Origin of the sequence: Haloimpatiens myeolchijeotgali, from assembly GCF_042688525.2 — a bacterium.
Taxonomy (GTDB): Bacteria; Bacillota; Clostridia; order Clostridiales; family Clostridiaceae; genus Haloimpatiens.
Genome location: NZ_JBHWAB010000001.1, coordinates 3,820,151 through 3,846,125, shown reverse-complemented (window position 1 = coordinate 3,846,125; position 25,975 = coordinate 3,820,151). Strand labels below are relative to the sequence as shown.

The window sequence follows — 25,975 nt, the reverse complement described above, 5'->3', positions numbered from 1 at the left end:
TATGATGGTAAATTATTTTCGGGGGTGTTTTAGTGAAAGTAATAACCTGTATAGGGTGTCCCAATAGTTGTAAAATAACAATTAAAGAATTGGACGGAAAATTAATTATTGAAGGAAATAAGTGTAAAAAAGGAAGAGAATTTGCAATAAATGAAATTAAAAATCCAAAAAGGAGTTTATGTACAACAGTAAAAACTATTTTTGAAAACTTTCCAAGAATTTCGGTAAGAACCAATGGAGAAATCCCGAAAGAGTTAATATCAAGGGCAATGGAAATTATTAATAAGATAGTTATACACAAACCAGTTAATTGTGGAGAAATAATAATAGAGAATATATTAGATACGCAAATTGATGTAATTGCTACAGAAGATTTACAGCAATTGTTGGAGGGTAAATTTAGTGAGGAAGTATGCTTTAAGCATTGATTGTGGTACTCAAAGTGTTAGAGCTTTATTGTTTGATAATGTAGGTACATTATGTGCAGTAGAAAAAGTTTCTTTTGAACCTTATTTTTCAAAGAAGCCTGGATTTGCGGAACAATATGTGGATGTTTTTTGGAATAGTGCTTGTGAAGCTTGTCTTAAACTTAAAGAAGCAGAGATAGATAAGTGGAAGAAGATAAGTGGAATTTCGGTTACAACTCAAAGAGATACTGTTATAAATGTAGATAGATACGGTAAACCACTTAGGTCAGCTATAATATGGCTTGACCAAAGAATGGCTAAATGTGAAAAAAAACTACCTTTTATTTATAATTTAGAACTTTCACTTGCTGGAATGTCAAAAAGTATGAAAGTGGTAAGGAAAAAAGTTAAAGCTAATTGGATAAAAGAAAATGAACCAGAAATATGGAATAACACATATAAATATTTATTATTATCAGGATATTTTATATATAAACTTACAGGAAAATTTGTAGATTCTATTGGAAGTCAAATTGGTCACATTCCTTTTGATTATAGACAAAGACGTTGGCCTAAATCTCACAAAAATCTAAAATGGTATTTGTTTGGCATTGAAGAAAAAAAGCTTCCACAACTTATAGAGCCAGGAGAAGTTATAGGAAAGGTTACAAAAAAAGCAGCCGAAGATATGGGATTAAAAGAAGGAACTTTGGTTATAGCATCAGGGTCAGATAAAGGGTGTGAAACACTTGGAAATGGATGCATGAATTTAGATACTATAAGTGTAAGTTTTGGAACTACAGCTACAGTTCAAACTACTTCTAAGAAGTACTTTGAACCTATAAGATTTATGCCCTGTTATCCAGCGGCTATTCCTGGATATTATAATCCTGAGATAGAAATCTTTAGAGGATATTGGATGATATCATGGTTTAAAAAGGAATTTTGTTCACAGGAAATATATAAGTCAATAGAAAAAAATATTTCAACTGAAGATTTATTAAATGATAAATTATCTGGTGTACCTCCGGGATGTAATGGACTTATTCTTCAACCATATTGGGGCGCCGGCCTTAAAATTCCAGAGGCAAGAGGTGCGGTTATTGGGTTTGGAGATATTCATACTAAGTATCATTTATATCGTTCTATAATTGAAGGAATAAATTATGCATTATACGAGGGGATTGAAAGAATACAAAAAAAATCTAAGATACCAATTAGAAAAGTAATAGCAGCAGGTGGAGGCTCACAAAGTAATGCTATATGTCAAATTACAGCAGATATGTTTAACATAAAATTACTAAGAGTACAGACTTATGAAACTTCTGGACTTGGTGCAGCTATAAATGTTTTTGTTGGAACTGGAGTTTATAAAAGCTATGAAGAAGCAGTGAAAAATATGGTTCATTATAAGAACGAATTTATACCTAATGATACTAATACACAAATATACAATGAAATTTATAATAGAGTTTATAAGAGGATGTATCGTAGTTTGAGAAAGATGTATAAAGAACTTCAACACATAACTAATTATCCTGAAGAATAGTTTCATAAGCATAAAATGGGGGATGAGAGTTTATGAATAAAAATGAAAATGAGTTTATACCTAAGTGGAATAATGAGAAACCTTTAGAAGGAACGTATAGATCTATTTTAAAATGGGGAGACCCTAATGAATTTAAACATCCGAATATTAAATTATACAAATTAATGAAAGAAAAATTTAAAATGACAGATGAAGATTTTAAGCAGCCTAAAAATTTAGGTTTAGAAAAGGTTGAGTATGATATTCCAATAAAACTTACAGATGAAAATATACAAGTTTTTAAAGATATAGTTGGAGAAGAAAATGTTAAGACAGATAATTACACAAGGTTAAAAGTTTCATATGGCAAAACAATGTTGGATTTACTAAGGCTTAGAAAGGGTATAGTTGAGAATGTTCCAGATATAGTATTATATCCAAAGGATAAATATGATGTAAAAAAGATAGTTGAATATTGTAATGAAGAAAAAATACCTATATATGTTTTTGGAGGCGGTTCAACAGTTACAAGAGGTATGGAGTGTGTAAAGGGTGGAATTTTACTTTATATGAAAGCTCATATGAATAAGGTATTAAGGTTTAATGAAATTAACCAGACTATAACTGTAGAACCTGGAATATCAGGACCAGTACTTGAAAAAAATTTGAATAATGCTGAAAGTTTATTTAATGCTAAAAGAGCATATACATGTGGACATTTTCCACAGTCTTTTGAATACTCATCTGTTGGAGGCTGGGTTGTAACTAGAGGAGCAGGACAGAATTCCACTTATTTTGGAAAAATAGAGGATTTGGTAATGTGTCAAGAATATGTTACACCAGCAGGTATAATTAAAACTAAAGAGTATCCAGCAACAGCTACAGGACCAGATATAGATAGAATAATGATGGGAAGTGAAGGATGTTTCGGAGTACTTGTTTCTGTTACATTAAAAGTATTTAGATATATGCCTGAAAATCAAACGAGATTTAGTTATATATTTAAGAACTGGGAGGATGCAAGAAATGCTGCTAGAGAAATAATGCAAGGTCAATTTGGATTACCTTCTGTATTTAGATTATCTGACCCAGAAGAAACAGATATAGCTCTTAAATTATATGGAGTAGAAGGAACTAAAATTGATAATATTATGAGCTTAAAAGGATATAAGCCTATGGAAAGATGTTTACTATTAGGGTTAAACGATGGTGATAAGGATTTTACAAAATTGGTTAAAAAGAAAATTTATAAAGTGTGTAAAAAGTATGGAGCTATGTACACTACTGGGGTTGTTACAAAAGGTTGGGAAAAAGGAAGATTCAAAGATCCTTATATGAGAGAAGATTTACAAGATTTTGGAATTATGATAGATACGTTGGAATGCTCAGTTTCTTGGGAAAATATGCAGTATGTATATGAAGGAGTAAGGAAGTATTGTAAGAGCAGACCAAATACTATTTGCATGACACACATATCTCATTTTTATCCGCAAGGGGCTAATTTATATTTTATATTTATAGCTAAAATGGATACTATAAAGGAATATTTAGATTATCAATATGGTATTTTAGATAATATACAAAAATACGGTGCGGCAATGAGTCATCATCATGGAATAGGAAAAATGACAGCACCATGGCTTGAAGCACAAATAGGAAAAAATGAAATGAAAGTATTTAAGGTATTAAAACAATATTTTGATTCTAATAACATAATGAATCCAGGAGGAACTTTAGGGCTGGATTTAAAAGAAAAAGAAAAGAGAAATCTTTTGCGGGATTTTTAAAATATTTTGAATTATAGTAAAGTGTAGAATTTATAAAAAATAATGAAAATATACTTTACTTATTTGTAAAAATAGATTAAAATGTATTTAGTGTAAATTTAAAGACTTTAGGAGGTGTAAGAATGTTTTTGCAAATTTTAGTATATGCGAATTTAAATGAAGCACAAAATTTAAATGCTAATGTTAGTACTAATACTATAAGTGCGCCTAAAATTAAATACAATTATATACTAAAAGCAAGCAAAGATATTTTTACTAAGGTATAATATTATAGATTACTATATCCGCTTATGCTTTTGCTTAAGCGGATTTTTTTATTTAATAATAAAACTTTATATTAAATAAATTGTAATTTTATAACATATAATATTTAAATGTTTTTATCCTCAGTAGGCTTTGCTTACTGAGGTTTTTTATATTCTAAAAAGGTTGGTGATATTTATGATTTATGAATTTAAAAGAAATAAGAAAAATATTTTAACATTAGATACTGGGTGATTGATTAACTAACTATAATTGTTAAATAACGAGGGGGTACAAAAATGAAAAAGATAAAAGAATTATTAAGTCCATATAAAGGACTTCCAAAAGAAATTTATATACTTTTTATATCTAAAATAATTAATGCTTTGGGGTGTTTTGTTGGACCGTTAATGACGCTTATTTTAACAGAAAAGATAGGTATGACAAAAGAAATGGCAGGACTTTATATGAGTATTTCAGGATTTTTGTTTATGCCTACAGGATTAATTGGAGGAAAACTTGCTGATACTATTGGAAGAAAAAAAGTAATAGTTATTTTTGAGGGATTATCAGCAATTTTCTATATAATATGTGGATTAATGCAACCTAGTTTAAGTATGGTTTATGTTCTAATGGTAGCAGGGGCATTTATGGGTTTTGCAGGACCAGCACATGATTCTTTAATTGCAGATTTAACTGAACCTAAAAACAGAAATGCTGCATATGCTCTTTCTTATATGGGATGGAATATTGGATTTGCTGTTGGTCCTATAATTGGAGGATTATTATTTCATAATCATCTTTCTTGGGTATTTATTGGAGATGCTTTAACAGCTTTAATAGCTTTAAGTTTGATAGTATTTTTCATAAAGGAAACAATTCATTTAACTCATGAAGAGATTACTGATGAATCAAGAAAATTTGAAAAGAGAGAAGAAGGTTCCATTTTTAAAGTACTAGCAAAAAGGCCAATTTTAATTTATTTTGCTATTATAATATTTGGTTATAATTTTGTTTATAATCAATGGGGTTTTATGATGCCAATCCATGTAAATGAAATATATGGTTCTATGGGTGCAAAATATTATGGGTATTTAGCTAGTTTTAATGGTATAGTAGTTATGTTTTTTACACCAATTATTACAAAAATAAGTAGTAATATAAAAAATATAAAGAATGTAATATATGGTGGAATTTTTTATGCAGTAGGTTTTGGAATGCTTGGAATTGTCAATACCCTTCCATTTTTCTTTGTGTCAATATTTGTATTTACTATAGGAGAAATTATATTATCTATAAGTGTTACGCCTTTTGTAGTTAATCATACTCCAAGCTCTCATAGAGGAAGAATGAGTGGTATATTACCAATGATAATGGGGATTGGTTATATAGTTAGTCCAATGGTTATGGGAAAGGCTTTAATGTATATCAGTATTGAAAAATGTTGGCTCATTTTAGGTGCGGTTGCTATTATATCTGCGTTTTTTATGAAAAAACTAGATAATTATGAAGAAGGAAAAAGTGATACAGAAAATGTAAAAGTATGTTCTGAATAATTAAATAGAAAAGGGAAATATATTTTAAATAATGTATTTCTCTTTTTTTATTTATAATAAAAAATTGATTAAGGAAAATTTTAGATAAAAGGAATTAATATATTTTTTACCTTTTTAATGCAAAACATTTAAAAAAAGTCATAATATGATATAATTTATAGTGATTTGTAGATGATTTTATATACATGTAAAATAATGTAATTAAGTGTAATACATTAGGGGGGGATACTATGAAGAAAAGTAAAGAATTAAAAAAGAAAGGGTCGATAAAACAAAAGATTATTCCTATTATTTCATTAGGAATGATAGGAATGTTATTGATTTTATCAATAATATCGTACAGTGTCACCAAAAGAAATATAAAAAAATTATTTAATAATGATGCTGCTCAGTTATCAGAACAAGCCAATATAAATGTTGAAGAATATTTTGATGGGCTTGAAAATATTGTGAATGCGTTTCATGACAATGAAAATTTAAAAAAATTTATTAAGTTGAAGGAACAGTTAAAAAATAGTAAAGATGAAAAGGTAAAATATGATTTTGAACAAATTAAGGTATATACAAAAGATATTTTTAATGATGTAGTAAATGAAAATTGTAAAATAATCAGTTGTTATATTGGAACAAAAGACAAAGATTTAGTAACAGATAGTAAAACGGAAGCACAAATAAAAGGTGTAAAAATAGATGTTACTACTTTAGATTGGTATAAAGAAGCTAAAGAAAATATGGATAAAATATTTTATTCAAAACCTTATCTTGATAAGAGTATAAAGAAATTGATGATTACATTATCAAAAGCAATTAAAGATAAAAATGGTAACTTTATTGGAGCTTTTGCTATAGATGTATCTTTAGATGAGCTTGCGAAAAGATATCAAAATGTTAAAGTAGGTAAAACTGGCTGCATATATGTTATAGATAAAGATGGATATACTATAATGCATCCTGACAAAAGATTGATAGGGAAGAGTATGGTAAAACAATCATTTTATAAAGACATTAAATCTACAAAACAAGGAATTGTAAGTTATGTATATGATAAGCATAAAAAAAATGCTTTTGTTAGTACAAATGATAAAACTAATTGGAAAATAGTTGTAGAATTCAAGGAAAATGAGATAAATCAATATATTTCAACACTTAAATATGTAACAATAATTTTGATTATAGTATCAGTAATACTGTCAGTAGTAATTGCTTTAATTATAAATAGGTATATATGCAAAATGTTAAATGTTTTAAAAGAAGGTATAGAAAAAGCATCTACTGGGGATTTGAGAGAGAAGATAAATATAAAATCTAAAGATGAATTTGAGGAAATTGGAAATTCATTTAATAAGATGGTTGAAAACTTAAAATACCTATTAAAACAAATTACAAAATCGTCTAATACAGTAAATGATAGTTCAGATACTTTGAAGCAGATGTCAGAACAAACAGGAAGTGCAACTTCAGAAGTAGCAAAGACTATTGATGAAATTGCAAGGACCACTAATGAACAAGCTAAGGAAGTAGAAAATGGGGTTAATAAGATAGAAACATTAGCACAAAGTATAGAAAAAGTTTCAAGTTCAATTAATACTATAAATCAAACTTCTGAACAAACAACACAGCTAAATGAAAAAGGTTTGGATGCTGTAAAAATTCTAACAGAAAAGGCTAGTAATACTTCAAAAAATGGACAAATGCTTAAAGTAGTAGTGGATGAAATGGACAGTAGTTCTCAGGAAATAGGAAATATAGTAAATACTATTGCATCTATAGCAGAGCAAACAAATTTATTAGCTTTAAATGCATCTATAGAAGCAGCTAGGGCTGGGGAATCAGGTAAAGGTTTTGCGGTAGTTGCAGAGGAAATAAGAAAATTAGCAGAGGGAAGCCAAGAAGCTACTAAACAAATAAGTGAACTTATTATTCAGATACAGGATAGATCTAAAAACGCTGTAAAATCAATTGATGATAATATGATTGTTTTACAAGAACAGGAAATATCAGTAAGAGCTACAGAAGATGTATTTAAAGATATATCTAAAGCTATTTCTAATATACATGAAGATATATTAAATATAAAGAAATTTAATGAAGATATGGTAGAAGATAAAGAGCAAATAGTAGGAGTAATAACTAATATATCTGCAGCATCACAGCAAACTTCTGCATCTACAGAAGAAGTTTCAGCTAGTACAGAAGAAATATTAGCAAATGTAGAACAATTAGCATCTAATTCTGATGATCTCAATGAATTATCAAGAAAGTTAATTGAGGAAGTTGATAAATTTAAGACAGAATAACAAAAATGAAAATAGTTAAGGTTGATTTATTGATCAACCTTAACTATTTTTTATTTTAGCTGTATCAATAATTCGCCAGATTTAACTTGTTGTCCCTTTGATACAAGTATTGAATCTACTGTTCCAGAAACAGGTGAAGTGATAACTGTTTCCATTTTCATAGCTTCAATTACGATTAAATTTTGATTTTCTGTAATTTCATCTCCCTTTTTAATAAGAATATCTAAAATAGTTCCAGGTATGCTAGCTCCTATTTCATTTTCATTTTCAGGGTCTGCCATTTGTGATGAAATTACTTGATTAGTTTCTGTAGTTGTTTTATCTTTTATTTTGATTTCACGTCTATTTCCATTAACTTCAAATATTAAGGTCCTATAACCTTCACTATTGAGTTTAGTTATTTCAAGCAGTTTTACAATTAATATTTTGCCTTCTTCAAGCTTGATTTCACAAGTTTCACCTTCAGATAAACCATGAAAGTAAATGTCACTTCCTATAGTACTTAAATCTCCATTTTGTTTTATATATTTTAGGTAAGAACTAAATACATCAGGATACAGTGCGTAGCTTAGTATATCTTCTTTTGTTGGAGTTATATTAAATTTTTCTTTAAGCTGATTTTCTATCTCATCAAAGTTTTCAGGTTTAAGGAGTTCACCAGGTCTACAAGTTATAGGGTCATCACCTTTTAAAACGATTGTTTGTAATTCTTTTGGGAATCCATGTTCAGGTTGACCCATCATTCCTTTAAAATATGCAACTACAGAATCAGGAAAGGCAAGATTTTTTCCTTTTTCAATAATATTATCTGGTGTTAAGTTATTTTGAACCATAAAAATTGCTAAATCTCCAACCATTTTGGAAGATGGAGTTACTTTAACTATATCACCAGCCATATGGTTTACTTTTTTGTACATTTCTTTTACGTCATCAAATCTATGACCAAGACCAAAACTTTCAACTTGAGGTTTTAAGTTAGAATATTGTCCGCCAGGTATTTCATATTTATAAATTTCCGTGGAACCTGATTTTAATTCAGACTCAAATTCCGCATAAACAGGGCGTACTGAAGTCCAATAATTAGATATTTTTTGAATATCATCTAGATTTATTCCAGTATCTCTTTCAGTATTTTTAAGAGCCGCTACAACAGAGTTAAGAGCAGGTTGGCTAGTGAGTCCTGACATACTATCAAATGCTGTATCTACAATGTCTACACCTGCTTCTGCTGCAAGTAAAATTGTTGCAACTCCACTTCCAGTTGTATCATGAGTATGAAGATGAATAGGTATAGAAATTTCATTTTTAAGTGCTTTTATAAGTTTATATGCAGCATAAGGTTTTAATAAAGCAGACATATCTTTTATTCCTAGTATATGCGCTCCCATTTTTTCAATTTCTTTTGCTTTTTTTACATAGTAATCTAATGTATATTTATCTTTCGAAGTATCTAGTATATCCCCAGTGTAACAAATACAAGCTTCAGCAATTTTGTTTTGTTTTAAAACTTCATCTAAAGAAACTTCCATTCCTTTTAACCAATTTAATGAGTCGAAGATTCTAAATACATCAATACCAGATTGAGCAGATTGCTTAATAAATTCTCTTATAACATTATCAGGATAATTTTTATATCCTACAGCATTAGAACCTCTTAAAAGCATTTGGAATAATACATTTGGAACTTTTTCTCTAAGTTTTTTTAATCTTTCCCATGGAGATTCATTTAAAAATCTATATGCAACATCAAAAGTTGCACCACCCCACATTTCTAATGAGAATAAATCTTTTGCTAGGTGAGAAGTAGATTCTGATATTTTAAGCATATCTATAGTTCTCATTCTAGTAGCCATTAGTGATTGATGAGCATCTCTCATAGTTGTATCCGTTAGAAGAAGTTTATTTTGAGATTTTATCCAGTTTACTACTTCTTCAGGACCTTTAGAATCTAAAAGTTGTTTAGTACCATTTAAGATTTCAGTTTTATTTACTTTTGGTACTACAGGAACATCAAAGTCTTTCTTAATTCCATGAGTTTCGTTTATTACTTTTTCTCCTATAAATTTTAATATATTATATTCTTTATCTGCTTTAGGAGTTATTATGAATAATTCAGGATGTTCACCTATAAAGCTAGTTGTACATTCACCTTTTGAAAAAGTAGGGTGATTTAATACGTTAATCAAAAAGTCTACATTAGTTTTTATACCTGATATTTTAAGTTCTTTTACAGATCTGAGGGATTTTCTTACAGCATCTTTAAATGTTCTGGAATGTGCAGTAGTTTTTACAAGAAGACTATCAAAGTAAGGGCTAATTACTGCACCTGTAAATCCATTACCTCCATCTAATCTTATACCAAATCCAGAACCAGTTCTATATACATCAATTTTGCCTGTATCTGGTGCAAAATTATTGGAAGGATCTTCTGTAGTTATTCTACATTGAATGGCATATCCTCTAGGGGATATATCGCTTTGAGATTTTATGTTTATTTCTTCAGAATTTAAAGGATATCCTTGAGCAATTAATATTTGGCTTTGAACAATATCAATGCTAGTAATCATTTCTGTCACAGTATGTTCAACTTGAATTCTAGGATTCATTTCTATAAAATAATGATTATTGTGTTTATCAACTAAGAATTCTAATGTGCCTGCACCTCTATAATTTACACTTCTAGCGATTTTTAAAGCATCTTCACAGATTTCTTTTCTTTTTTCTTCAGATAAGGATAGGGCAGGAGCAAATTCAATTACTTTTTGATGACGTCTTTGAATAGAACAATCTCTCTCAAAAAGATGAACTACATTTCCATGTTTGTCTCCTAAAATTTGAACTTCTATATGTTTAGGATTTTCTAAATATTTTTCTATAAAGATATCATCTATACCAAAAGCTTTTTTAGCTTCATTTTTAGCACTTCTAAAAGAAGATAGTAAATCTTTTTCATTTGTTACAATTCTCATTCCACGTCCGCCACCGCCAGCAGCAGCTTTAAGCATTACGGGATATTTGCAAATTTTAGCGAATTCTTTTGCTTCGTTTTCATTTTTTATTGGCTTTTCTACTCCAGGAATAGTAGGCACTCCTACACTTTGTGCCACAAGTTTTGATTTAATCTTATCACCCAATTTTTCCATCATCTCTGCTGTTGGACCTATAAATTCAATTCCAGCTTCAGAACATTTGCGAGCAAATTCTGGATTTTCAGATAAAAAACCATAACCTGGATGTATGGCATCTACGCCTTTATTGAGAGCTAAATTTATAATTTCATCAATATTTAAGTAAGCATCTATAGGACTATTGTTTTTTCCAATTAAATAAGATTCGTCAGCTTTAGTTCTAAAAAGAGAACATTTATCTTCATTAGAGTAGATTGCGACAGTACGAATGCCTAGTTCATGACATGCTCTAAATATTCGTATAGCAATTTCGCCTCTGTTAGCTACCAAGATTCTTTTGAAATTTTTAATCATCTGTTTTATTCCTCCTTAACAATGCAATAAAGACACTAAAAAACTTTCATAAAAATTACATATAACCATTATATCCTAGAAAAATGAATATTTCAATGCAATATTTTAAAAAAAATATTTCTTTTTTTAGAAATATACCACTAAGTATTAGGAAGTAATAGTATATCATAAATATATAAATAGTATATACTAATATATGTTTAAACTAGTAAATAGGAATAATAAATAAGAATCAATGTTATTATTTTAATTATGTGTTGGAAATTTTTTAAATTTAATTATTTACATATGGTTAATTTATATTTTTACATTAGTGAGGAAATTTATTCAAAAGAGAGTTATAATGATTTGTATAACTACATTAATTATCACTTTGGATTAAAGGGGGATATAATGATGAAATTAATTGATATGCATTGTGATACAATTTTAATGATGATGAACCAAAAGGAAAAATTTAATTTTGTAAATAATGACTTAGGGGTTGATCTACAAAAATTAAAAAAATCAAATTCAATGGCACAGTTTTTTGCTGCTTTTGTAAACTTGAAAGAAGATAATGATCCACTTGAAAGAGCATTAGATATGATAGACAGATTATATCAAGAAATTGATAAATATAAGGGTGAAATTAAAATTGCAAAAAATTATTGTGAGCTTATGAATAATAATAATGAAGGAAAGATATCAGCTTTTTTAACTATTGAAGGTGGAGAGGCTTTAAAAGGTAAAATTTCTAATCTAAGAAATTTTTATAAATTAGGGGTAAGACTTATAACATTAACATGGAATTATAAAAATGAAATAGGATATCCAGGATGTGAATTAAAATTTAAAAATAAGGGACTGACTGAATTCGGTAAAAATCTTGTACATGAAATGAATAATCTAGGAGTAATTGTAGATGTATCACATCTTAATGATGCTGGATTTTATGATGTTATAGAGTGCTCATCAAAACCAATAGTTGCATCTCATTCAAATGCGAGAAGTATAACAAACCATTCAAGAAATTTGACAGATGATATGATTAAAAAGTTAGCAGATAATGGTGGAGTTATGGGTATAAACTTTTGTAATGCATTTTTATCAAAAAATAGAAAAGCTTCTGTGGAAGATATGATAAGACATATTGAACATATAAGAAATGTTGGTGGAATAGATGTCATAGCAATAGGTACAGATTTTGATGGTATAGATAATCCACCTGAAATTGAACATATGGGTGAAATGAATAAACTTGAAAAAGCTCTTTATAAAAATGGTTTTTCAGAGGAAGAAATTGAAAAGATATTTTATAAAAATACATTAAGAATTATAAAGGAAAATTTATAAAAACATAAAAAGGCACATACTAACGACGCTTTCAAGGGTATGTGCCTTTTTCTAGAGTACTTTACTTAGAAAATCTTTAGTTCTTGGGTGTTTAGGATTTGTAAAAATTTCTTTAGGATTTCCTTCTTCTATGATATTTCCGTCATCCATAAACAATAATGTAGTTCCCACTTCTCTTGCAAATCCCATTTCGTGTGTTACTACTACCATAGTCATACCTTCATTTGCTAAATCTTTCATAACGTTTAGAACTTCTCCAACCATTTCTGGATCAAGAGCGGAAGTTGGTTCATCAAAAAGCATAACATCAGGAGACATTGCAAGAGCTCTTGTTATTGCAATTCTTTGTTTTTGACCACCAGACAGCTTATTAGGATAAACGTTAATTTTGTCTTTTAGGCCAACTTTTTCTAAAAGTTCAAAAGCTTTAGTTTCTGCTTCTTTTTTGAAAGCTTTTTTACTTTTATAGGTGCAAGTGTTATATTATCTAAAACAGTCATGTTAGGGAAAAGATTAAATTGTTGAAAGACCATGCCCATTTTTTCTCTCATTTTATTTATATCATTTTTTTTGCTTAGTATAGAGTTTCCCTCAAAAATTATGTCTCCTTCAGTAGGATATTCTAAAAGATTAAGACATCTTAAAAAAGTACTTTTACCAGAACCACTAGGACCTATTACAACCACAACTTCACCTTTTTTTATATCAGTATTTATACCTTTTAACACATCTAATTTACCAAATTTTTTATGTAAATTATTAACTTTAATCATGATTAGACATCCTCCTTTCAAATAAATTTAATAGCTTAGATAAAGTAAATGTCAATATGAAATAAATAAATGCAGCCACTATAAGAGGTGCAAAAGGTTTAAAAGTATTTCCTCTTATGGTATCAGTATTATACATAAGTTCGGGAACACCTATTATGGAAACTATAGAGGATTCTTTTATTATTGTTATAAATTCATTTCCAAGAGCAGGAAGAATATTTTTGAAAGCTTGTGGAATTATAACATATCTCATAGCTATTTTATTGGATATACCTAGAGAGCTTGCTGCTTCCATTTGACCTTTATCTATAGATTGAATTCCACTTCTTATGATTTCAGCAACGTATGCAGTACTGTTTATAGAAAGTGTTATGATTCCGGCTAAAATATCAGATGCTTCAGATCCCATGCCAGGAATTTTAGGAAGAGGAATACCAAGCATAGGAAGACCATAGTAAATAATAAATAATTGAACTAAAATAGGAGTACCTCTTACAAATTCTATGTATGTACTTGCAGTAAATTTTAAAATTTTATTTTTAGATAATTTCATTAGAGCTAAGAATATACCAAATATAACACCTAAAAATACTGTGAAAATAGAAATTATAATAGTATTTTTTGTTCCGGATAAGAAAAACTTATAATATTGTGATAAAAATGAAAAATCCATATAAGACCCTCCTTTACAGGGTAGTAGTTAGTTTTTAATGTAGTGTATGTTTTCCCTTAATATAGAATAGTTAAGTACACAACTTTCGCAGAGGCTATTTTTTATCTGCTAAAGTTGTGTACTAAAATTATTCAGAAAGTTTGTTAGCTTCAACTACGAATTCATTGATTTTATTGCTTTTGTTTAGTTTATCTATAGTTGCATTTATTGCTTTAATAAGGTCCGTTGAACCTTTTTTTGCTGCGATTGCAGAGCCACCTTCTTTATCTTCAACTTCAACTTTTGTTAATGCTAATGATTTATTATTAGATACATAAGCTTTTGCAACAGGCTCTTCCATTACGATTGCATCGATTTTTTTATTGGTTAAAGCTAAAACTAAATCAGTTACTTTTGGAAGTGATTTAACATTAGAATTTGGGATTTGTTTTTTAGCTATGTCTTCTTGAATACTTCCTTTTTGAGCTCCTATGTTTAAACCCTTAAGATCATTAACAGAATTATATTTATTTTCATCGCCAGCTCTTACAATAATACCTTGATTTGCTTTATAATATACTTTTGAGAAATCAACATTTTTTGCTCTTTCTTCAGTTGGAGTCATTCCTGAAATGACAAAATCTATATTGCCTGCATCAAGAGCAGCTAGAAGACCGTCAAATTTCATATCTTTTATTTCAAGTTTAACACCAAGATCTTTTGATATTTCTTTAGCTATATCAATGTCAAATCCTACAATAGTGTCTTTACCATTTATATTTTTATGAAATTCATATGGTGGATAATCCGCAGAAGTTCCAAGTACAATTGTTCCTTTTTCTTTTATTTTTTCAATTTTAGATGTTTCTTTTTTAGAAGTTTGTCCACAACCTATAAAACTTAAAGTTAAACAACTAATAGCTAATATAGATATTATTTTTTTTATCTTGTTTTTTTTCATGATTATGTTCCTCCTCTGTTTATGATTAAATTTTAGTAAAATTCATAGATTTATTTACCGTAAACAAATATGTGTGTTTATTTATGAATGATTATACAATATAATTTATATTTATGCAATACAAATGTATGAAAATTATTAAAAAATATGTTAAAAAAAATAAAAAAGATACTTAAAGATAGATAAATACGTATGTCTAGCATATATGTTCATTAAATAAAAATAATTATTAACCTATGTATATCTATTCATATAATTGAATAAAATTTTTTCATAAGAAAAAATTATATTCAATAAATTAATATATATACCACTTTTTTACTTTGGATTTTAATGATAGAATTTAATAAGAGAAAAAACATCATTTATGGTGGTTTAGATTGTAGGCTGTAAAAGTTGAACATTTAACTGATAGAGTACAATTATGCTATGAAGGGAAGGGATAATATGAAATTTAGTATTAAAAAAGGATTAACCACATTATGTATTATGATATTAATCATATTTGGAATCCAGTATACAGTTTATGCACAAGAGAAAATTACATTAACAGTAGATGCAGGATATAATGGGTATTACAAAAATGGATATACAGTTCCCCTGAATTTTGAAATAAAAAATAATTTAAAGGATATAAATGGAGAATTACAAGTAGAAATTGTTAATGACAAAGACAATTTAACTCAGTATTTTAAACATGTAAATTTACCAGTAAATTCTACTAAGAATGTTTTTATAGATGTACCAATTTTCAAGCGTATCACAAAAGTTAGAGTGAAAATTGTAGACAGTAATAAAGTAGTATATAACAATGAAAAGAGCATTAAACCAGGATATAATCAAGATTATATTTTTATGGGAGTACTAAGTGATGATTATGATAGTGTAGCATATGTAGGTGGTACTAAATCTTTAAATATTGGCAGCACACCAGTTATAACAAATACTATTAAACTAAGTGATAAAAAATTTCCAATGAATTTGGATTCCATGAAAATGTTTAATATCATATTCATTAATAATTTTGATACTTCAAAACTTTCAAAAGATCAGTATGAAGGATTAAAGAATTGGGTATATGATGGTGGAATATTATTAATAGGAACAGGAGCATCTTATAAAAAAACTTTTTCAATATTTAAAGATGATTTTATAAATGGAGAAATAGGTGATTTAAGAAATATAAGTACAAAAGCTCTATACAATTTAATAAATAGTAAAACAACTGAAAAAAATACAATGAATATAAATGTGTTAGATATGAAATTTAAAAAAGAAAATTCAATATTAAAGGAAGAAAATACTACTTTAATTCATCAAATAAAAAAGGGAAAAGGAGTAGTAACTGTAGCTGCTTATGATTTTGGACTTAATCCTATAGCTAATTCAAATGATAAAAACAAATTTTTAGAACAAATATTACAAAAATCTATAGCAAATTCTTCATTTGCACAATATTACAAGGGTGATGTTAGACAACAAGAGTATAATTTAACAAATGCATTAAGGAATATTATTGAACTTCCTTTGCCAAGCATTAAAAATATAATAATTATATTTTTAATATATATACTTTTAGTTTCACCTATTAGTTATATATTCTTAAAGAAGAAAAACAAAAGGGAATATATGTGGTTTGTGGTACCAGCATTTTCGTTGATATTTGTAATAGTAATGTATTCAACAGGATTTTCAACAAGAATTACTAATAATATTGCAAATGTAGTAAATATAATAAATGTAGATGAAAGTGGTCATTCAAATATAAACTCATACGGAACTATATTTACACCTAAAAAAACTAATTTACAAGTGGAAGCGGAAAAGGGAATGAGAATATATCCTATGACAATGATAAATGATAGATCAGCAAGTAATAAGAAAAATAGAAAAGTTGATACAAAAGTAGACACAAGCAAAAATAATTATATAGAATTCTATAATGCAGCAGTTTTTAGTAATAATTATGTAAAGATAGATATTGAAAATAACAAATTAGGAAGTATTAAATCCAATTTAAATTATTATAAAGGAAAGTATAAAGGAAATATACAAAATAACTTACAAATGAATTTGGAAGACTGTTATATAATAACTAGAAATAATTATATGAAAATTGGATCATTAAAAAGAAATGAATCAAAGAAAATAGATGGTAGTGGAAATCAGAATTTTGATTTATATTCTTTTATAGATAAAGAATTTTCAATACCAGATATAAGAGTCAACAGAAAACTAAGAAAAGCAAAGGATAAATATAATATAAGAAAAAGTATTCAAAGAAGCGATATAATGGGTGCATATATAGATTCTACACAAAATGAAATTAAACAACCTTTAATTTTAGGATGGAGTGATGAGCCAGTAACCAAAGATTTTATTGTAAATGGAAAAAAAGCTAATAAATATGAAAAGAATTTAATTGTTAAGCCAATTAAGATTTCTTATACAAATGGTAAGATGGTTGAATACCCATATGGATATTTTAGACCACAGTTTGTAAATGATAATGGAGGATATGATGAACGTGAACATAGATTCTATGGTATGGGGAATTTTGAAATAACTCATAAAATAGATGAAGATATAAACATAGATAAAATAATGGTTAAATACAAATTAGAGAAAGTCAGAGGAGATAATGAAATTTCTAAGCAATTTATATGGAATGTAAAGAAAAAGGTATGGCAGGAAGGAGATTATAGAAACCTTACTATAAATAAAAAGGATTTAGGGAACTATTTAAACAAAAATAAAGAAATTAAATTTAAATTACAAATTATTCAGAGTGATGTTAAGGGAGAACTTCCTCAAATTTCAGTGAAAGGAAGTGTTAAGTAATGTTACAGATTAAAAATTTGTGTAAAAAATATGGAAAGTTTACTGCAGTAGATAATTTAAACTTACATGTTCCTGAAGGAGAAATTTTTGGGTTTGTAGGTCCAAATGGAGCTGGGAAAACTACAACTATGAAGATAACAGCTGGACTTTTAAGAGAAACATCAGGGGATATTTATATAGATGGAATTAACGCATTTCAAAATAATAGAAAAGTTAAGGAATTCATAGGGTACATGCCAGACTTTTTTGGAGTATATGATAATTTAAAGGTAAATGAGTATTTAGATTTTTATGCATCTATATATGATGTAAACGGGAGAGAAAGAAAAAAGGTTTGTGATGATTTATTAGAACTTGTAGATTTAAGTCATAAAAAGGATAGCTATGTGGACTCTCTTTCTAGAGGAATGAAGCAAAGATTATGTCTTGCTAGAAGTTTAGTTCACAATCCTAAACTTCTAATATTGGATGAACCAGCATCTGGAATGGATCCTAGAGCTAGATTTGAAATGAAGGAAATTTTAAAAACATTAAAAGACATGGGAAAAACAGTTATAATAAGTTCTCATATATTATCAGAGCTTTCTGAAATATGTACAAGTATAGGAATAATAGATAAAGGGAAAATAGTTATGAGTGGTACTGTAGAAGAAATAATGATGAAAGTTTACAGTAGTAGAGTGGTACAAATAAAAGTTTTAAGTAAAATGAAAGAAGCAGTGATAGTGCTTAAAGAAATACCTTGTATTAGAAATATAATAGAAGGACCTAATACTTTAGAAATAGATGTAAAAGGTGGAGAAGAAGATATGAAAAATATCTTAAAAAGTTTAGTAAATAAAGATATACCTATAGTATCGTTTGCTGAAACTAATGGTAAATTAGAAGATGTATTTATGAAAGTTACAGAAAGGAGTGAAGAATAATGAAAATCAAAGTAAATCCAATACTTTCAAAAGAAGTAAGGGTTAGAATGAGAAGTTGGAAAGCTCCTTTATTAATAGCTATATATACAGGTATACTTGCATTTGTTGCAGTATTTATTTTGTTTAATACTGTGTTAGATCCTTATCAACATAGCTTTAGAAGTAGTGAGATTATAGAATCATATGCAGTACTTTCAGGAATACAATTTTTACTTATAGCATTTATAGTACCAGCACTGACATCTAGTTCTATATCTGGAGAAAGAGAAAGGCAAACTTTAGATTTGATTTTATGTACAAAATTGCCATCACAATCAATTATACTTGGAAAACTTATAACTTCAATAAGTCAAATATTACTTTTAATAATAGCTGCATTACCAGTATTTTCAGTAGTGCTTTTATTTGGAGGAATATCTTTCAAAGAAATTAGTCAATTATTTATATATTATATAGTTTTAGCAATAACTTTTGGAAGTATAGGGATATTTTTTTCAACATATATAAAGAAGACGACAACAGCTACAGTATTAACGTATGCAACAATACTTTTTTTGATGCTTGGAACACTGGTAATAACAGTTTTTTATTTAGAAATTAATAATAAATATAATCCACAGCCTTATAAAAATAGTTTACCTTTAATGTATTTTAATCCAGGGGCAGGATATGTTTCACTTATAGCAGAGCAATTTGGAAAGGGAAATAGTCTTAATATTCCTGGAGTAATACATAATCCTGGTTTGAAAGCAATACCTTTTTGGATAGTTAATATAATAATTGATTTAATAATATCAGTAGTACTACTAGTATTATCAGCTTTAAAATTAAATCCTATGAAAAAAATAAAAAAACTAAAAAAGTAATAAAATAATTTTCTAAAGGAGGGGGAATGTTGAGAGAATTAGATAAGAAAATATCTGAGGAAGTTAATAAAGGAAGAAGGCGTATTTTTTTAGTACAGTTATTAAATTTCTTATTGATAGGAGCAAGCTTTGGAATAACAGTAAGTATATTTGTAGTTGTACTTTCAAGGATAATACCTATATATGGAGTTTATACAAAATCTTTATGGATAACGTTAATTTTTATGTTGGCAGGATTGGTTTATGCCATTATAAAATATCCCCAAAATATATATACGGCATTAAAGGTAGATGCATTAGGACTCAAAGAAAGATTAGTCACAGCAGTGGAGTTAAAGAATAATGATAGTCCTTTAGCAATTATGCAAAAAAAGATACTTTAGATAAGTTGAAGAAAATTAATTATAAAAAAATATCTTTAACGCCAAATTTAAAATATGTAAAAATAGCAGCATTGCTGGTAATAATGATGGGTTGTACAGTATTTCTTCCTGATCCATTAAAAGATAAAGCAGAAAAAATTCATAATGTAAATGTAGTAAAGAAAGAACAAATAAAAAAGATAGAAAAAGTAAAAAAAGAAGTTGAAAAAAATACAAAATTAAAAGATTGGCAAAGAAAAGAGTTGAATTATAAGCTTTCTCAGTTACAAAATCAAATAAAAAATTCTAAAAATCAAGAAGAAATAAATAAGTCCATTCAAAAAACAAATAAAAAGCTAGAGTTTGTGAAAAAAAATTATAATAAAGATAACTTAAATAGAGTAGCAGACATGTTTATAAAAAATAATGTAACAAAAGAATTAGGAAAATCTTTAAAAAGTGGTAATAATAAAGCATTTGAAAAAGCAGCAAAAGAAATTAGTAAGAAAATAAAAAGTTTAAGTAAGGAACAAAAAAAACAATTATCACAAGAATATAAGAATCTAGCTAAGCAAATTAAGAATAATCCACAGCTTGGAAAAGCAATATCAAATTTTGCACAGAGTATGGAAAGTGGAGATTTACAAGATATAACAGCAGCTTTAAGTAATGTTTCACAGGATGTATCAACACTTATGAAAAATGAAGATTTTAATGGTGCTGTAAACAATGTTCAAACTGCATTAGAAGATTCATTAAAAAATTTATCACAAGATAGTGGTTCTCAAAAAAGCAATAGTTCAGGTGGAACATGATCTTCTAAAAGTAATGCCGCAGGATGTGGCAATAGTAGTGGTAGTTCAAGTGGTTCAGGAAATGGTGGCTCAAGTGGTTCAGGAGCTGGTAGTGGAAGTAGTAAAGGATCTGAGAATTCTAGCAAGGGGTTATCAAATTCCACAGGAATGGTAAAAAAGAAGAATGGTAACAATGGTATAAATGTTTCACAGTATGATAAAGTATTTACTTCTAAAACACTTGGCGGAAGTGGAAAAAAATCTAATATTACAGGTGATAAAAAGAATAATGGAAGTATGGAGCAAATTAAAACTCAAAAAGGAGTTACTTTGAGAGGAAATTCAGTTCCATATAATAAGGTTGTTGGAGAATATAAGAATAGAGCTATGGAAAATGTAAAACGTTCAGATATACCTGATGGAATGAAAGAAATAGTAAAAAGCTATTTTTCATCTTTAGAGGAATAGCTTAGTATTGATTTATTTTGTATAGTTAGGAGGATTATTTGTGGATATAAATGAGAGTCAAGTAAAGGAAATTGTGGATAAAATAAAAGAAGTTCAAGATGAAGTAGGAAAGGCTATTATTGGACAAAAAGATGTAATAAATCAAGTCATAATAGGAATACTGTCAGGGGGAAATATACTTCTTGAAGGTGTGCCTGGTCTTGGAAAAACTCAATTAGTAAAAACTATGGCAAAAGTAATGGATTTATCTTTTTCAAGAATACAGTTTACACCAGATTTAATGCCAGCAGATGTAGTTGGAACAAATATAATAGTTAAAGATAATGAGAAAGGTAGATTTGAATATCAAAAAGGTCCAGTCTTTGCTAATCTTGTTCTCGCAGATGAAATAAACAGAGCAACACCAAAAACTCAATCAGCATTGCTTGAAGCAATGCAAGAAATGACAGTTACAGTAGGAAGAAATACTTATAAACTTCCACAGCCTTTTATGGTTCTTGCAACAGAAAATCCCATTGAGATGGAAGGAACATACCCATTGCCAGAAGCTCAGTTAGATAGATTTTTATTTAAGCTTAATGTTAATTTTCCCACGTTAGAAGAATTAGAGGGCATAATAGATGTGACAGTTACAAATAAAAATATAGAATTAAATAAGATTATAGATGGTAATGAAATACTTAGAATAAGAGAAATAATAAAAGAAATACCAATAGCTAAACCAGTTAAACAATATGCTCTTAAAGCAGTGCTTGCAACACATCCAGAAAATGAGGATTCACCAGAAATATCTAAGAAATATATAAGATTTGGAGCAAGTCCAAGAGCTGCACAGGCTATAATTTCTACAGCTAGAGTAAGAGCATTTATTCAGGGTAGGTATAATGTATCTTTTGATGATATAAAATATGTTGCATATCCAGCTTTAAGGCATAGATTTTTTTTGAATTTTGATGCTATTGCTGACAAAATAACAACAGATAAAATCATTACAGAAATACTTGAAAGTCTCCAGTAGTAATTTTTATTAAAGTTGAAAAGGGTGATGTAAATGCCTAATAAGATATTTGATAGTGATTTTTTGAAGAAACTTGAAAATATAGCATTAACAATAAGAATGCCAGTAAGTGAAGGTGCCTCTGGAGTTAGAAAGTCGAAAGCAAAAGGAAGTTCTGTAGAATTTTCTGATTACAGAGAGTATTGTATGGGAGATGATTTTAGAAAAATAGATTGGAATGCTTATGGCAGGTTCAATAAATTTTTTATAAAACTTTTCATGGAAGAAAGAGAGGCTATTGTAAATATATTTATTGATACTAGTAAATCCATGGATTTTGGACAAATAAAAAAAAGTGAAACAGCATTAAAAATAGCAGCAGTAATGACATTTTTATTGCTTAATAATTTAGATAGAGTATGTATAAATTCAATGAGTGGGGAGATTCTCAAATCATCTAAATCAGTAGTAGGTAAAAATATGTTTGATAGATGTATAAATTATCTTCAAGATATTGAATTTAACGGCAGTACAAATATAAATTCATGTATAAAAAGAAAAAAATTTTTATCAAAAGGATTATCAATAATTATATCTGATTTTTTTATGAAAGATGGTATAGAAGATGCAGTTAAATATCTGTTGTATAAAAAACAACAAATTATATTTATACATGTACTAAATGAACAAGAATTAAATCCAAAATTAGAAGGACAAGTACGCCTTATGGATAGTGAAACTAAAGAAATTAGAGACATAGCAGTTACATCGAGTATTTTGAAAGCATATGAAAAGCAGTTAAAACAATTTACGTCTAAATTGAATGAGGTTTGTAAAAAATCAGGAGGACAATATGTATTAATTAATAGTTCACTTCCTATAGAAAAAATAATTTTTGAAGAATTAGCACAAAAAGGCATAGTGTATGGAAAATCTTAAATCGTAAAAGTTTAATTGTATATAAAAAGGTGGGATATTATGGCTTTAAATTCACCAGCTTTTTTATGGCTCTTAATCTTTATACCAATTGTAATATTGATGTATTTATTGAAGCAAAAATTTGAAGAAAAAGAGATATCAAGTACATATTTATGGGATGCTGTACTAAAAGATATAGAGGTTAATACTCCATGGCAGAAGTTGAAAAAGAATTTACTTTTACTTCTTCAACTTCTTTTAATTTTACTATTAGTTTTTGGTGCAGCTAATCCATTTATAAATTTTAAAGGTAAGAGCAAAAAAAGTGTAATTATAGTTATAGATAATAGTGGTAGTATGAATGCACTTTACGATAATAAAATAAGAATAAGTACAGCAAAAGAAAAGGCTATTAAACTTGTAAAATCATTACCCCCTCAAAGTAAGATTAGTATAATTTCTTCATCTAGATTTTCAAAAGTTGAAGTAAACGGCACGACAAGTAAAAATCAGGCTATGAGCAAAATAAATAATATAGTACCTTCAAATTCTTATGGAGATATAAATGAGAGTATATCATTAGTAAAATCTATGGCAAAACAATATAAAGATTATAGTGCTTATTTTTATACAGATATGCAAGTACATTTAAAGGATATTAATGGAGAAGTGGTAAGCTTAGCTTCAAATAAAGCAAATATAAGCCTTGATTATATATCTCATAACGTAGGAAAAAATGGTTTAGATGTAATGGTCAGGATTAGTAATAGGAGTAATGAAAAGGTTAAAAGAGAGATAGCATTATATGGAGAAAAAAAATTAATAGATGTTAAAGATATAAATATATTACCAAATACTACAAAAACAGTATATTTTCAAAATGCTCCTTTAAATTCAGAATATATTTATGCAGAGCTAACAGAAAAAGATGGATTAGATAAAGATAATATAATTTATGATGTAGTGAAGCAACCTAAATCGAAAAAAGTTATTTTGATTTCTAAAAAAAATATATTTATTGAGAAAGCACTTACGCCAATAAAAAATGTAGAACTTTATAAGACGAATTCAAAAGATAATTTAAAAGGTAAATACGATTTATATATATATGATGGACAAACACCTAAGGAGTTACCTAACAATGGAGATGTGATTTTTATAAATCCATCAGAAAAATTAAATATATTAAAAGTTAAAGGTGAAGTTAAAGGTGGAGAAGGTAAAGCAGAAAATAGTTCTATTACAAAATATATTGATAATGTTCATTTTGTTGTATCAAAATTAAAAGATATTGAGATTCCTTATTGGGGAAGAACTATATTTAAAGTAGATAAAAAAAATGCTGCTTTTGTTGGAAAATATAATGGTAGAAAAATAGGGGTAATAGGTTTTGATCTTCACAATAGTGATTTTCCTTTAACATCAGAATTTCCTATATTTATGAATAATTTAATGGAGTATTTTGTAGGTTCAAATTTCAGTGACAAAACTTCATATTTATGCGGTGACGAAGTAAAAATAAATTCTATTTTAGATGCTAAAAATATATATGTAGAAACTCCTTGGAATTCAAAACAAAATATAGAATGTAAGCAGCCAGTAAAACCATTTGAAAATACCATAAAACCAGGTGTTTATAAATTAGTTCAAAAAACTGATAATAAAACCTTTGAAAGTATGTTTGCAGTTAATTTCCCTTCAGATAAAGAATCAAATATTAATAAAAAAATCAAATCTGTAAGTAATATTAAAAGTATGAGTATTATTAAAAAGTACGGGGTGAGTTTACAACCTATATTGATTATATTAGCATTGGTTTTGCTAATAATCGAATGGATATATTATATAAGAACACACTAGTTATATAATAATCCAATTTTTGAAAGTTAGAGAAGGAGAGGCAGGAAAGGGATTTGCAGTAGTAGCAGAAGAAATATTAGCTACTATTGAAGAATTGACATCTAATTCAGATACTCTTAATGAATTATCAGATAAATTGTTGATGGAAGTTGATAAATTTACCATAGAGTAAGCAAATGTAAATATATATTAAACTTTCAGTGCTTAGTTATAAGTGCTGAAAGTTTTTTGTTAAGAAAAAGTAAAAGAATTATTAAAATCATTGACATATAATAATAGCATGATCTATAATGAATTCATATTCATAATAAATGAATCACAATTCATAAAAGGAGTGAAAATAATGCCCAAAATTATAAAAGATTTAGAAAAGAATATATTTAATGCGGCTTTAGATTTGTTTGGAGAATATGGGTATACAAATGTTGATATGAAAATGATAGCAAAAAAAGTAGGTATAGCAGTTGGAACATTGTATAATTATTATCCTAATAAAAATCAACTTTTTATTAGAGTTTTTCAAAAAAGTTGGAAAAATACTTTTGACAAAATGGATAATATGATTAAAGAAGATATCAAGGCAAAAGAAAAAGCACAAAAGTTTATTAACATATTGTATGATGATATACAAGAAAGAAAAGGATTAGGTCGTGCATTAACTAAATCAGATATATTTAAGAAAGAAGGAAAAGAAGAGATTATAGTTCTTAAAAATACTTTACTAGAAAGAATGAGTAGAATATTAAAAGAAATAGAGAAGGAAGAAGAAATAAAAGTAGAAAAAGAAATAAAAGATAGAATATCAGCAAGTATAATATTAATGATTTCTTTAATGATACAAGAATATCCAAATGAAAAGGAACAAAATATTGAATTCATAAATAAATTCATACAAATACTCTTTATATAAATAATAAATGAC

The 25,975-nt window shown here is 27.7% G+C and carries 22 protein-coding genes and 1 pseudogene; 19 read left to right on the top strand and 4 right to left on the bottom strand.

Features of this window, described 5'->3' with window-relative positions; genetic code table 11:
- Window positions 1–32: 32 nt before the first annotated feature.
- The 6 genes from ACFIJ5_RS17270 to ACFIJ5_RS17245 all read left to right on the top strand — a co-directional run bounded on the left by ACFIJ5_RS17270 (window position 33) and on the right by ACFIJ5_RS17245 (window position 7,818).
- Window positions 33–428 carry a DUF1667 domain-containing protein gene (locus tag ACFIJ5_RS17270; RefSeq protein ID WP_379809277.1) on the top strand — a complete coding sequence of 132 codons (396 nt, stop codon included), beginning with the start codon at window positions 33–35 and terminating at the stop codon, window positions 426–428.
- Window positions 403–1,956 carry an FGGY-family carbohydrate kinase gene (locus ACFIJ5_RS17265; RefSeq protein ID WP_379809276.1) on the top strand — a complete coding sequence of 518 codons (1,554 nt, stop codon included), beginning with the start codon at window positions 403–405 and terminating at the stop codon, window positions 1,954–1,956. The genes ACFIJ5_RS17270 and ACFIJ5_RS17265 overlap by 26 nt, the downstream gene beginning before the upstream one ends.
- 32 nt (window positions 1,957–1,988) lie before the next feature.
- Complete coding sequence (locus tag ACFIJ5_RS17260; RefSeq protein WP_379809274.1) at window positions 1,989–3,722, top strand: FAD-binding oxidoreductase; 1,734 nt, start codon at window positions 1,989–1,991, stop codon at window positions 3,720–3,722.
- Between the two features lie 122 nt (window positions 3,723–3,844).
- Window positions 3,845–3,988 carry a hypothetical protein gene (locus ACFIJ5_RS17255; protein WP_379809272.1) on the top strand — a complete coding sequence of 48 codons (144 nt, stop codon included), beginning with the start codon at window positions 3,845–3,847 and terminating at the stop codon, window positions 3,986–3,988.
- A 276-nt stretch (window positions 3,989–4,264) separates the two neighbouring features.
- Window positions 4,265–5,521 (top strand): MDR family MFS transporter, encoded by a 1,257-nt coding sequence (locus ACFIJ5_RS17250; protein WP_379809270.1) that lies wholly within the window; start codon window positions 4,265–4,267, stop codon window positions 5,519–5,521.
- Between the two features lie 230 nt (window positions 5,522–5,751).
- On the top strand, window positions 5,752–7,818 hold the full coding sequence (locus ACFIJ5_RS17245; protein ID WP_379809268.1) for a methyl-accepting chemotaxis protein: 2,067 nt from the start codon (window positions 5,752–5,754) through the stop codon (window positions 7,816–7,818).
- Window positions 7,819–7,868: 50 nt separating this feature from the next.
- Here ACFIJ5_RS17245 and ACFIJ5_RS17240 read toward each other — a convergent pair whose 3' ends face one another.
- Complete coding sequence (locus ACFIJ5_RS17240; RefSeq protein ID WP_379809266.1) at window positions 7,869–11,300, bottom strand: pyruvate carboxylase; 3,432 nt, start codon at window positions 11,298–11,300, stop codon at window positions 7,869–7,871.
- A gap of 396 nt (window positions 11,301–11,696) precedes the next feature.
- Here ACFIJ5_RS17240 and ACFIJ5_RS17235 point away from each other — a divergent pair, with 396 nt between their 5' ends.
- Complete coding sequence (locus tag ACFIJ5_RS17235) at window positions 11,697–12,635, top strand: dipeptidase (protein ID WP_379809264.1); 939 nt, start codon at window positions 11,697–11,699, stop codon at window positions 12,633–12,635.
- Window positions 12,636–12,686: 51 nt separating this feature from the next.
- Here ACFIJ5_RS17235 and ACFIJ5_RS17230 read toward each other — a convergent pair.
- From ACFIJ5_RS17230 to ACFIJ5_RS17220, 3 genes and pseudogenes are all read right to left on the bottom strand, one after another.
- Window positions 12,687–13,408, bottom strand: a pseudogene (locus ACFIJ5_RS17230) (amino acid ABC transporter ATP-binding protein).
- Entirely contained in the window at window positions 13,401–14,081 is a 681-nt protein-coding gene (locus ACFIJ5_RS17225) for an amino acid ABC transporter permease (RefSeq protein ID WP_379809262.1), read from the bottom strand. The pseudogene ACFIJ5_RS17230 and the gene ACFIJ5_RS17225 overlap by 8 nt, the downstream one beginning before the upstream one ends.
- Before the next feature lie 127 nt (window positions 14,082–14,208).
- Window positions 14,209–15,021: an ABC transporter substrate-binding protein gene (locus tag ACFIJ5_RS17220; RefSeq protein WP_379809260.1), complete on the bottom strand. Its 813-nt coding sequence runs from the start codon at window positions 15,019–15,021 to the stop codon at window positions 14,209–14,211.
- A 447-nt stretch (window positions 15,022–15,468) separates the two neighbouring features.
- Between ACFIJ5_RS17220 and ACFIJ5_RS17215 the strand changes: the two genes are divergently transcribed.
- From ACFIJ5_RS17215 to ACFIJ5_RS17160, 12 genes are all read left to right on the top strand, one after another.
- A complete protein-coding gene (locus ACFIJ5_RS17215; protein WP_379809258.1) occupies window positions 15,469–17,862 on the top strand; it encodes a hypothetical protein in 2,394 nt (797 codons plus the stop codon).
- Complete coding sequence (locus ACFIJ5_RS17210) at window positions 17,862–18,788, top strand: ABC transporter ATP-binding protein (RefSeq protein WP_379809256.1); 927 nt, start codon at window positions 17,862–17,864, stop codon at window positions 18,786–18,788. Before ACFIJ5_RS17215 ends, ACFIJ5_RS17210 begins: the two co-directional genes overlap by 1 nt.
- On the top strand, window positions 18,788–19,654 hold the full coding sequence (locus tag ACFIJ5_RS17205) for an ABC transporter permease (protein ID WP_379809254.1): 867 nt from the start codon (window positions 18,788–18,790) through the stop codon (window positions 19,652–19,654). Before ACFIJ5_RS17210 ends, ACFIJ5_RS17205 begins: the two co-directional genes overlap by 1 nt.
- A 29-nt stretch (window positions 19,655–19,683) precedes the next feature.
- Window positions 19,684–20,037 carry a hypothetical protein gene (locus ACFIJ5_RS17200; protein ID WP_379809252.1) on the top strand — a complete coding sequence of 118 codons (354 nt, stop codon included), beginning with the start codon at window positions 19,684–19,686 and terminating at the stop codon, window positions 20,035–20,037.
- A 5-nt stretch (window positions 20,038–20,042) separates the two neighbouring features.
- Window positions 20,043–20,831 (top strand): hypothetical protein, encoded by a 789-nt coding sequence (locus ACFIJ5_RS17195; RefSeq protein ID WP_379809250.1) that lies wholly within the window; start codon window positions 20,043–20,045, stop codon window positions 20,829–20,831.
- Window positions 20,821–20,985, top strand: a complete 165-nt coding sequence (locus ACFIJ5_RS17190) for a hypothetical protein (protein ID WP_379809248.1) — start codon at window positions 20,821–20,823, stop codon at window positions 20,983–20,985. Before ACFIJ5_RS17195 ends, ACFIJ5_RS17190 begins: the two co-directional genes overlap by 11 nt.
- Window positions 20,979–21,278: a hypothetical protein gene (locus ACFIJ5_RS17185; RefSeq protein ID WP_379809246.1), complete on the top strand. Its 300-nt coding sequence runs from the start codon at window positions 20,979–20,981 to the stop codon at window positions 21,276–21,278. Before ACFIJ5_RS17190 ends, ACFIJ5_RS17185 begins: the two co-directional genes overlap by 7 nt.
- Before the next feature lie 40 nt (window positions 21,279–21,318).
- Window positions 21,319–22,296 (top strand): AAA family ATPase, encoded by a 978-nt coding sequence (locus ACFIJ5_RS17180; protein WP_379809244.1) that lies wholly within the window; start codon window positions 21,319–21,321, stop codon window positions 22,294–22,296.
- Between the two features lie 33 nt (window positions 22,297–22,329).
- Window positions 22,330–23,214 (top strand): DUF58 domain-containing protein, encoded by an 885-nt coding sequence (locus ACFIJ5_RS17175; RefSeq protein ID WP_379809242.1) that lies wholly within the window; start codon window positions 22,330–22,332, stop codon window positions 23,212–23,214.
- A gap of 39 nt (window positions 23,215–23,253) precedes the next feature.
- The gene (locus ACFIJ5_RS17170) at window positions 23,254–25,053 is read left to right on the top strand and encodes a vWA domain-containing protein (protein WP_379809240.1); all 1,800 of its coding nucleotides are present in this window, start codon (window positions 23,254–23,256) and stop codon (window positions 25,051–25,053) included.
- A gap of 19 nt (window positions 25,054–25,072) precedes the next feature.
- Entirely contained in the window at window positions 25,073–25,225 is a 153-nt protein-coding gene (locus ACFIJ5_RS17165; RefSeq protein ID WP_379809238.1) for a hypothetical protein, read from the top strand.
- 171 nt (window positions 25,226–25,396) lie between these two features.
- Complete coding sequence (locus ACFIJ5_RS17160; RefSeq protein WP_379809236.1) at window positions 25,397–25,963, top strand: TetR/AcrR family transcriptional regulator; 567 nt, start codon at window positions 25,397–25,399, stop codon at window positions 25,961–25,963.
- The last annotated feature ends 12 nt before the right edge of the window (window positions 25,964–25,975 follow it).

What these genes read in the sequence shown, in the direction of transcription:
- ACFIJ5_RS17160 (WP_379809236.1), top strand. Translation starts at nt 25,397, where the DNA reads ATGCCCAAAATTATAAAAGATTTAGAAAAGAATATATTTAATGCGGCT.
- ACFIJ5_RS17240 (WP_379809266.1), bottom strand. Translation starts at nt 11,300, where the DNA reads ATGATTAAAAATTTCAAAAGAATCTTGGTAGCTAACAGAGGCGAAATT.
- ACFIJ5_RS17245 (WP_379809268.1), top strand. Translation starts at nt 5,752, where the DNA reads ATGAAGAAAAGTAAAGAATTAAAAAAGAAAGGGTCGATAAAACAAAAG.
- ACFIJ5_RS17175 (WP_379809242.1), top strand. Translation starts at nt 22,330, where the DNA reads ATGCCTAATAAGATATTTGATAGTGATTTTTTGAAGAAACTTGAAAAT.
- ACFIJ5_RS17215 (WP_379809258.1), top strand. Translation starts at nt 15,469, where the DNA reads ATGAAATTTAGTATTAAAAAAGGATTAACCACATTATGTATTATGATA.
- ACFIJ5_RS17220 (WP_379809260.1), bottom strand. Translation starts at nt 15,021, where the DNA reads ATGAAAAAAAACAAGATAAAAAAAATAATATCTATATTAGCTATTAGT.
- ACFIJ5_RS17225 (WP_379809262.1), bottom strand. Translation starts at nt 14,081, where the DNA reads ATGGATTTTTCATTTTTATCACAATATTATAAGTTTTTCTTATCCGGA.
- ACFIJ5_RS17170 (WP_379809240.1), top strand. Translation starts at nt 23,254, where the DNA reads ATGGCTTTAAATTCACCAGCTTTTTTATGGCTCTTAATCTTTATACCA.
- ACFIJ5_RS17250 (WP_379809270.1), top strand. Translation starts at nt 4,265, where the DNA reads ATGAAAAAGATAAAAGAATTATTAAGTCCATATAAAGGACTTCCAAAA.
- ACFIJ5_RS17255 (WP_379809272.1), top strand. Translation starts at nt 3,845, where the DNA reads ATGTTTTTGCAAATTTTAGTATATGCGAATTTAAATGAAGCACAAAAT.
- ACFIJ5_RS17185 (WP_379809246.1), top strand. Translation starts at nt 20,979, where the DNA reads ATGGTAAAAAAGAAGAATGGTAACAATGGTATAAATGTTTCACAGTAT.
- ACFIJ5_RS17260 (WP_379809274.1), top strand. Translation starts at nt 1,989, where the DNA reads ATGAATAAAAATGAAAATGAGTTTATACCTAAGTGGAATAATGAGAAA.
- ACFIJ5_RS17235 (WP_379809264.1), top strand. Translation starts at nt 11,697, where the DNA reads ATGAAATTAATTGATATGCATTGTGATACAATTTTAATGATGATGAAC.
- ACFIJ5_RS17210 (WP_379809256.1), top strand. Translation starts at nt 17,862, where the DNA reads ATGTTACAGATTAAAAATTTGTGTAAAAAATATGGAAAGTTTACTGCA.
- ACFIJ5_RS17205 (WP_379809254.1), top strand. Translation starts at nt 18,788, where the DNA reads ATGAAAATCAAAGTAAATCCAATACTTTCAAAAGAAGTAAGGGTTAGA.